Source organism: Buttiauxella noackiae, assembly GCF_000737905.1.
Lineage (GTDB): Bacteria > Pseudomonadota > Gammaproteobacteria > Enterobacterales > Enterobacteriaceae > Buttiauxella > Buttiauxella noackiae.
Genome location: NZ_JPRU01000006.1, coordinates 122,086 through 130,381, shown reverse-complemented (window position 1 = coordinate 130,381; position 8,296 = coordinate 122,086). Strand labels below are relative to the sequence as shown.

Below are 8,296 nucleotides of genomic sequence, written 5' to 3'. Positions count from 1 at the left end.
GTCGGACATCGTGAGGTTAGTGCAAAGGCAYAAGCTAGCTTGACTGCGAGAGTGACGGCTCGAGCAGGTGCGAAAGCAGGTCTTAGTGATCCGGTGGTTCTGAATGGAAGGGCCATCGCTCAACGGATAAAAGGTACTCCGGGGATAACAGGCTGATACCGCCCAAGAGTTCATATCGACGGCGGTGTTTGGCACCTCGATGTCGGCTCATCACATCCTGGGGCTGAAGTAGGTCCCAAGGGTATGGCTGTTCGCCATTTAAAGTGGTACGCGAGCTGGGTTTAGAACGTCGTGAGACAGTTCGGTCCCTATCTGCCGTGGGCGCTGGAGAATTGAGGGGGGCTGCTCCTAGTACGAGAGGACCGGAGTGGACGCATCACTGGTGTTCGGGTTGTCATGCCAATGGCATTGCCCGGTAGCTAAATGCGGAAAAGATAAGCGCTGAAAGCATCTAAGCGCGAAACTTGCCCCGAGATGAGTTCTCCCTGACCCTTTAAGGGTCCTGAAGGAACGTTGAAGACTACGACGTTGATAGGCTGGGTGTGTAAGCGTAGCGATACGTTGAGCTAACCAGTACTAATGAACCGTGAGGCTTAACCTTACAACACCGAAGGTGTTTTGGTTGAGAGACCAGAGATTGATTTTCAGCTTGGACCGAGATTTTAGTTGATGGTTATGTGAATAACATGACGGTCGATGAAACAGAATATGCCTGGCGGCACTAGCGCGGTGGTCCCACCTGACCCCATGCCGAACTCAGAAGTGAAACGCCGTAGCGCCGATGGTAGTGTGGGGTCTCCCCATGCGAGAGTAGGGAACTGCCAGGCTCCAAATAAGCAAAAAGCCCTGTACTGACGTACAGGGCTTTTTGCTGTCTGTGATTTATATATTTTCCCTGGAGCCTTCTCACTTCATTGCTGAAATTTCTATTTTTTTAGCCAATTAACAATAAAGTTAGCAACTTGTTCTGGGTGATTAATATCCAGAATAGGGAGTGATGTGTTTAGGTTTACGTCACTTGCGATGGCAATTACATGGCTATCGATCACCAAATCGTCATTATTTAGAGAGGTATCCTCTCTATAGAGCAAAATCTTAGGTACAGATTCGTACTTAAAACCCTCGACCAATATCAGATCCAGTGATGAGTCATCCATCCGGCTGGCGAGGTAGTAAAGATCTAACTCATTTTCGTCAGGTGTTTCAGTCATGAGAGCCCAGCGTTTTTGGCTGGCGACGATGGTTTGTGCCGCTCCTGCTTTGCGTAGCTCGTAACTATCTTTCCCCGGTTTATCTACATCCATGTCGTGATGCGTATGCTTAATAAGCCCAGGACGGATGCCCCGTTCGTTCAGTAAAGGGATCACTCGCTTCAACAGCGTCGTTTTTCCCGTTCCACTACACGCTGCAAACGCTAACAATGGCAGCATCTATTCTTTCTCCCGGTGCATGAGGTCTTCAGGCGTGTTTACATTGATAAAGTTTTGCATCTGATTCGCAAACAGTATGGGTTTCCCTCCGACTTCACGGAGAAAAAGCATCACTCTGCGTTCACCAGCAGCTAAATATTGCTCAAGATCTGTGACTAACTTACGGTGCATAAGTGCAATAGTTGGGTGATCTCGTTCACCATCGTCCACCCACATCGCATAGGATTCACCTTTTTGCATCCACAGTTGATATGCCAGATCGTCCGGTATATTAGGCGTATCGCAAGGGCAGAACAGAAACCATTCACCACTCAGATGCTGCATTGCAGACAACATTCCAGCCAGTGGTCCTGGATAATCAGGTAGCGTATCACTCAGGACATCAATCCCAAAAGACTGATATATTTCAATATTCCTGTTAGCACTAATCACCACACTACCTACCTGAGGCGCTAGCTTACTCATGACGTGTTCAAACAGTGGTTGGCCATTAAGGTTTATGAGCCCCTTATCCAGCCCCCCCATCCTTGTTGCTCTCCCACCGGCCAGCACCACACCAGTAACTTCTGTTAAACATCTCACTTATATCGCCTCTTTTAATGTGGGTTTGAGCCTGCTAACGTGTGACATCTCCCATGTGAATGGATCACAATCATGAAATGTAAACGCCTTAACGAACTGCTTGAGCTACTTCAGCCCGCATGGCAGAAAGAGCCGGATCTCAACTTGATTCAATTTTTGCAGAAACTCAGCAAAGAGTCAGGCTATACCGGTGAATTAACTGATCTCACTGATGATGTGCTTATCTATCATCTGAAAATGCGTGATTCTTCGAAAGATGCTGTTATTCCTGGTATTCAGAAAGACTACGAAGAAGATTTTAAGACAGCATTGTTGCGTGCTCGCGGTGTAATTAAAGAGTAAAAGCTTGTAAGCCAGTCCACCTAAATGGCTGCGAAATGTTATCCTCAACTATTCGCATTTACAGTTGGTTGGCTGGATGACAGACAGCGCTTTCAATTTTCAAACACTACATCCGGATACCATCATGGATGCCCTTTTCGAACAGGGTATACGGGTGGATTCCGGCTTGACGCCATTAAACAGTTTTGAGAACCGCGTCTATCAGTTTCAGGACGAGGATCGTAAACGTTATGTGGTGAAGTTTTATCGCCCCCATCGCTGGTCCCCAGAGCAAATAGAAGAAGAACATCAGTTTTCCCTTGAGCTGCAAGCTGATGAGGTTCCAGTCGCGGCGCCCTTGTATTTCAACGGCCAAACATTACTACGCCATCAAGGCTTTATGTACGCTGTGTTTCCTAGTTTAGGCGGGAGACAATACGAAACGGATAACCTTGATCAGATGGAGTGGGTAGGCCGTTATCTTGGTCGTATTCATCAAACCGGGCGTCGTAAGCAATTTTCCGCTCGTCCTGATATTGGCTTAAATGAGTATTTATTTGAGCCACGCGAACTGTTTGAGCATACAAATCTGATTCCAGCAGCTCTCAAGAAAAACTTTCTCAAAGCAACTGATGCGCTAATCGCGGAAGTGAAACTCCACTGGCATGAAGGTTTCCAGGCATTACGATTACATGGCGACTGCCATCCGGGGAATATTCTCTGGCGCGATGGACCATTGTTTGTTGATTTGGACGACGCCCGTAATGGCCCGGCAATTCAGGATATCTGGATGCTTCTGAATGGCGATAAAGCCGAGCAGAGAATGCAGCTGGAAATGATTGTCGAAGCATATGAAGAGTTTACCCCCTTTGAATCAGACGAAATTGCACTCATAGAACCTTTACGAGCAATGCGTATGGTTTATTATCTCGCGTGGATAATTCGACGCTGGGATGACCCTGCCTTCCCCAGAAATTTTCCGTGGCTTACCGACGAAGATTACTGGAGAACACAAACTGCGACTTTTACAGAGCAGGTTCGGGTTCTACGTGAACCACCACTAACATTAACGCCAATGTATTAATCAGTATTTATTCAGGAGAGATTTGATGATGAAAAAGATTTGGCTGGCGCTAGCGGGGATGGTCCTGGCATTTAGCGTGTCTGCAGCGCAGTTCACTGACGGCAAAGAGTTCGTGACTCTGGAAAAACCTGTTGCTGGTGAGCCACAGGTTTTAGAGTTCTTCTCTTTCTACTGCCCGCACTGCTACCAGTTTGAAGAAGTGCTTCATGTTTCTGATACTGTGAAGAAAAAACTGCCAGAAGGCACCAAAATGACCAAATACCATGTTGAGTTCCTCGGCCCATTGGGCAAGGATTTAACTCAGGCATGGGCTGTTGCATTGGCACTGGGCGTTGAAGATAAAATCACAGCCCCAATGTTTGAAGCTGTTCAGAAAACTCAGACAGTTCAAAACGTTGCTGATATTCGTAATGTCTTCATTAATGCAGGTGTGAAAGCAGAAGAGTACGATGCGGCATGGAACAGCTTTGTAGTGAAATCATTGGTTGCTCAACAAGAGAAAGCTGCGGCCGATCTGCAATTGCAGGGTGTTCCGGCTATTTTCGTGAACGGGAAATACCAACTGAATCCACAAGGCATGGACACCAGTAATATGGACGTATTTGTCCAGCAGTATGCTGATGTGGCCAAATTCCTGGTCGAGAAAAAGTAATGAAAAAGCCGGTCAATGACCGGCTTTTTCTATTGTTTGATACTCGTAAGTAAAGCGTCTTTCTCATGCCACACCGCATTCAACCATTGTTGAAAGCGCCGTTTAAACCCTTTGTCATTCACATAGTCTCCATGCAGATCCTCTGCAATCGGCACAAGCGAAACTCTCACTACGATCCGGGTCATTTTGCCGGTTAACATATCGTAGAACGGGCTTTGCGAATTTTCAGGGTAGCAGAGCGTCACATTGAGCAGCTTATCGAACTGTTTCCCCAATACGTTGAGCGCCATTGCGATGCCAGCAGCTTTAGGTGGAAGTAGGTTTTGAAAGGCTGATCGGGTCTGTAAACGTTTCTCTTTAGTAAACCTTGAGCCTTCGACAAAGTTCACAATCGTTGTTGGATGAGAACGGAATTTTTCGCAAGAACGGCGGGTTGTCTCAACATCTTTACCACGCTGTTCCGGGTGGCGTAGTAGATAGCCGCGTGAATAACGCTTCATAAAAGGCATATCCAAAGCCCAACAAGCCAGACCCATAAACGGCACCCAGGCGAGTTGCTGCTTTAAAAAGTACTTATTCATCGGGATATGTTTACGAAACAGCACGCACAAAATGACGATATCTGCCCAGCTCCGGTGATTGCAAATCAGTAAGTACCAGTTTTTTTTACTGAGATCGTCCAGCCCCTCCACATCCCATTTCAAATGCGGATTCAGCTTGAGTAGGAAAGCCAAACCCTCACACCAGCAGTACATCATAAAATCAGCAAATACCGAGATTGAGCGCCAGATGGCGGGAACAGGTAGTAGCAACTTAATGATGCCAGCGACAATAATCGGAACTGAGCAGCCTATAGTGACCAGAATGGTAAGAGCGACACTCAGAATCAACGTTATCGCGGCGAATAATCTCGACATAAGTAAATTTTTCAGGTGGTTAGAGAGAGTCAGATGCTGGGGGAAGAATAATAGATGGTGAATTTTATCAGAAAATTATCTCGAATGAGGTAACTAATAAGTGGATTAATAAACGCGGTACTATCGGTTTTCAATATTATCGATCTATAACATAATTAATTTTTATATCCACATTTATCGATCACGCAATAAATACCACCTGAGGGAACGATTGAAATTTAATTTATTGAAAATTAACATTATTTACTGTTGTTTGGATTTGCTCTGAGCTACGAAATCAATTGCTTAAAGAATTATGCACAAACTTATCCACAATATTGATCTTGAGGGCGATCTCGAAGATCAACAAAACTTTTCACCTTATCTTCCTCAAAAGTTCATGTTTTCAGCCAGGCTATGGCATCCTTTAGCCATAAACTAAAAACCAGTCACGGAACGGAACATTATGGTTCAGATCGCGCAAAACCCACTTATCCTCGTTGATGGCTCATCTTATCTCTATCGTGCCTATCACGCCTTTCCACCGCTGACCAATAGCAAAGGTGAACCGACCGGGGCAATGTACGGTGTGCTGAATATGCTGCGCAGTCTGTTGTTGCAGTATCAACCGACCCACGCGGCAGTGGTTTTTGATGCTAAAGGCAAAACCTTCCGTGATGAGCTGTTCGAGCATTACAAATCTCACCGTCCGCCAATGCCAGACGATCTTCGTGCGCAAATAGAACCTCTGCACGCCATGGTGAAAGCCATGGGCTTGCCGCTGCTTGCTGTTTCAGGCGTGGAAGCCGACGATGTTATCGGTACGCTGGCGCTGGAAGCCGAACGCGTTGGTCGCCCTGTGCTTATCAGTACCGGCGACAAAGATATGGCGCAACTGGTTACGCCGGGCGTTACGCTAATCAACACCATGACCAACACCATTCTTGGTCCGGATGAAGTCCGTACCAAATATGGCGTTCCCCCAGAACTGATCATTGATTTCCTGGCATTGATGGGCGATTCCTCAGATAACATCCCTGGTGTGCCGGGTGTTGGTGAGAAAACTGCTCAGGCACTGCTGCAAGGTTTAGGTGGCCTGGATACGCTATATGCCAACCCAGAAAAAATCGCAGAATTGACGTTCCGTGGCGCAAAAACCATGGCGGCGAAGCTTGAGCAAAGCAAAGATCTCGCTTACCTCTCCTATCAATTGGCTACCATCAAAACAGATGTGGAGCTTGAGTTGGGCTGTGAACAGTTAGAAGTGCAGCAGCCGGCAGATGAAGAGCTTCTCGACTTGTTCAAACGATATGAATTTAAACGTTGGATTACTGACGTTGAAGCAGGCAAGTGGATGCAAGTTAAGGGGGCAAAACCTGCAACACAATCCACGAAACCGATAGAGATTGAAGCTGAAGTTGAACCGGAAGAGCCTGCTAACGCACTCTCATATGAAAACTACGTCACCATTCTCGAAGAAAGCGTGCTCGAAGAGTGGATTGCACGCCTGAAAAAAGCGCCTGTCATCGCCTTTGATACCGAAACTGATAGCCTGGATAACATTAGTGCGAATTTGGTTGGTCTGTCATTTGCCACTGAGCCGGGCGTGGCGTGCTATATCCCTGTCGCACATGACTATTTAGATGCTCCAGTACAAATTCCACGTGAGCGTGCGCTTGAGCTGTTGAAACCATTGCTTGAGGACGAAAACGTTCTTAAAGTCGGGCAGAACCTCAAGTATGACCGTGGCATCATGCAAAACTATGATATCGAGCTGCGTGGCATTGCCTTCGATACCATGCTCGAGTCTTACATTCTTGATAGCGTCGCGGGACGCCATGATATGGATAGCTTGTCTTCTCGCTGGTTGAAGCACACAACCATCACTTTTGAAGAGATTGCTGGCAAGGGTAAAAAGCAGCTGACCTTTAACCAGATAGATCTGGAACAGGCTGGGCGTTATGCCGCAGAAGATGCGGATGTTACTTTGCAGTTGCACCTGAAGATGTGGCCGCAACTCGAAAAGCGTGAAGGGCCACTTAGCGTCTTTAAAAATATTGAGATGCCACTGGTGCCAGTGCTGTCCCGTATTGAACGTAATGGTGTGAAAATCGATCCAGCCGTGCTGCATACACATTCTGAGCAGCTCACCAAACGCCTTGCGGAGCTGGAAATCACCGCTCATGAAATCGCGTGCGAAGCCTTTAACCTTTCTTCTCCAAAGCAGTTGCAAACTATTCTGTTTGAAAAGCAAGGTATTAAGCCGCTGAAGAAAACGCCTGGTGGTGCACCGTCGACTTCTGAAGAAGTGCTGGAAGAGCTCGCTCTGGATTACCCGCTACCTAAAGTTATTCTTGAGCATCGTGGCCTGGCAAAACTGAAATCGACTTACACCGATAAACTGCCACTGATGATTAACCCGAAAACCGGGCGCGTACATACCTCTTATCATCAGGCTGTAGCAGCGACCGGTCGTCTTTCTTCTACCGAGCCGAATCTGCAAAACATTCCGGTGCGTAATGAAGAAGGTCGCCGTATTCGTCAGGCCTTTATTGCGCCAAAAGATTATCTGATTGTTTCTGCCGACTACTCGCAAATCGAACTGCGCATCATGGCGCATTTATCCCGCGATAAAGGGTTGCTAACTGCATTTTCGGAAGGTAAAGATATTCACCGTGCGACAGCCGCAGAAGTATTTGGACTGCCGTTGGATAGCGTTTCAGGCGAACAGCGCCGCAGCGCTAAGGCGATTAACTTTGGCCTGATTTACGGTATGAGCGCGTTTGGTCTGTCACGCCAGCTCAATATCCCGCGTAAAGAGTCACAGAAGTATATGGATCTCTATTTTGAACGTTACCCGGGAGTGCTGGAGTATATGGAACGCACCCGTATGCAGGCGAAAGATAAAGGCTATGTCGAAACGTTGGATGGCCGCCGCTTGTATTTACCGGATATCAATTCCAGTAATGCTGCTCGTCGTGCTGGTGCTGAACGTGCGGCAATCAATGCGCCAATGCAGGGTACGGCGGCAGACATTATCAAACGCGCAATGATTGCCGTTGATGCCTGGCTGGAAACAGAAAAGCCGCGTGTAAAAATGATCATGCAGGTACACGATGAACTGGTGTTTGAAGTTCATCAGGACGATCTGGAAGTGGTTTCGAAGAAAATCCACGAACTGATGGAAGGCAGTATGAAGCTAGATGTGCCATTGCTGGTGGAAGTTGGAAGTGGCGCAAATTGGGATGAAGCTCACTAAATAAGGCGATTTATGTAACTAAGCAACATAACTCATAGCTTTTTGTGATGACGCTTCAATATCGGAGTGTAA

Annotated in this window: 7 protein-coding genes and 2 rRNA genes; 6 read left to right on the top strand and 3 right to left on the bottom strand. The window is 47.0% G+C overall.

Annotated elements, in window-relative coordinates; genetic code table 11:
- Positions 1 to 601 (top strand): 23S ribosomal RNA (locus IX31_RS20580); the annotation flags it as partial.
- 110 nt (positions 602 to 711) lie between these two features.
- Positions 712 to 827, top strand: a 5S ribosomal RNA gene (gene rrf, locus IX31_RS20575).
- A gap of 99 nt (positions 828 to 926) precedes the next feature.
- Here the strand turns inward: rrf and mobB are convergent.
- Positions 927 to 1,430, bottom strand: a complete 504-nt coding sequence (gene mobB, locus IX31_RS20570; protein WP_034461498.1) for a molybdopterin-guanine dinucleotide biosynthesis protein MobB — start codon at positions 1,428 to 1,430, stop codon at positions 927 to 929.
- Positions 1,431 to 2,012 carry a molybdenum cofactor guanylyltransferase MobA gene (gene mobA / locus IX31_RS20565; RefSeq protein ID WP_034461497.1) on the bottom strand — a complete coding sequence of 194 codons (582 nt, stop codon included), beginning with the start codon at positions 2,010 to 2,012 and terminating at the stop codon, positions 1,431 to 1,433.
- A gap of 72 nt (positions 2,013 to 2,084) precedes the next feature.
- Here mobA and IX31_RS20560 point away from each other — a divergent pair, with 72 nt between their 5' ends.
- From IX31_RS20560 to dsbA, 3 genes are all read left to right on the top strand, one after another.
- Entirely contained in the window at positions 2,085 to 2,354 is a 270-nt protein-coding gene (locus IX31_RS20560) for a YihD family protein (RefSeq protein WP_034461496.1), read from the top strand.
- Positions 2,355 to 2,430: 76 nt separating this feature from the next.
- Positions 2,431 to 3,417: a serine/threonine protein kinase gene (locus tag IX31_RS20555; RefSeq protein WP_034461495.1), complete on the top strand. Its 987-nt coding sequence runs from the start codon at positions 2,431 to 2,433 to the stop codon at positions 3,415 to 3,417.
- Positions 3,418 to 3,445: 28 nt separating this feature from the next.
- Positions 3,446 to 4,069: a thiol:disulfide interchange protein DsbA gene (gene dsbA, locus IX31_RS20550; protein WP_034461503.1), complete on the top strand. Its 624-nt coding sequence runs from the start codon at positions 3,446 to 3,448 to the stop codon at positions 4,067 to 4,069.
- Positions 4,070 to 4,098: 29 nt separating this feature from the next.
- On the opposite strand, the gene IX31_RS20545 is transcribed toward dsbA, so the two are convergent.
- Positions 4,099 to 4,986, bottom strand: coding sequence for an acyltransferase (locus IX31_RS20545; RefSeq protein WP_034461494.1), 888 nt, complete (start codon positions 4,984 to 4,986; stop codon positions 4,099 to 4,101).
- Between the two features lie 445 nt (positions 4,987 to 5,431).
- Between IX31_RS20545 and polA the strand changes: the two genes are divergently transcribed.
- Positions 5,432 to 8,224, top strand: coding sequence for a DNA polymerase I (polA, locus tag IX31_RS20540; RefSeq protein ID WP_034461493.1), 2,793 nt, complete (start codon positions 5,432 to 5,434; stop codon positions 8,222 to 8,224).
- The last annotated feature ends 72 nt before the right edge of the window (positions 8,225 to 8,296 follow it).

Excerpts from the sequence above, each read along its gene's own strand:
- mobB (WP_034461498.1), bottom strand. The coding sequence starts at position 1,430 with ATGCTGCCATTGTTAGCGTTTGCAGCGTGTAGTGGAACGGGAAAAACG.
- IX31_RS20560 (WP_034461496.1), top strand. The coding sequence starts at position 2,085 with ATGAAATGTAAACGCCTTAACGAACTGCTTGAGCTACTTCAGCCCGCA.
- IX31_RS20555 (WP_034461495.1), top strand. The coding sequence starts at position 2,431 with ATGACAGACAGCGCTTTCAATTTTCAAACACTACATCCGGATACCATC.
- dsbA (WP_034461503.1), top strand. The coding sequence starts at position 3,446 with ATGAAAAAGATTTGGCTGGCGCTAGCGGGGATGGTCCTGGCATTTAGC.
- IX31_RS20545 (WP_034461494.1), bottom strand. The coding sequence starts at position 4,986 with ATGTCGAGATTATTCGCCGCGATAACGTTGATTCTGAGTGTCGCTCTT.
- polA (WP_034461493.1), top strand. The coding sequence starts at position 5,432 with ATGGTTCAGATCGCGCAAAACCCACTTATCCTCGTTGATGGCTCATCT.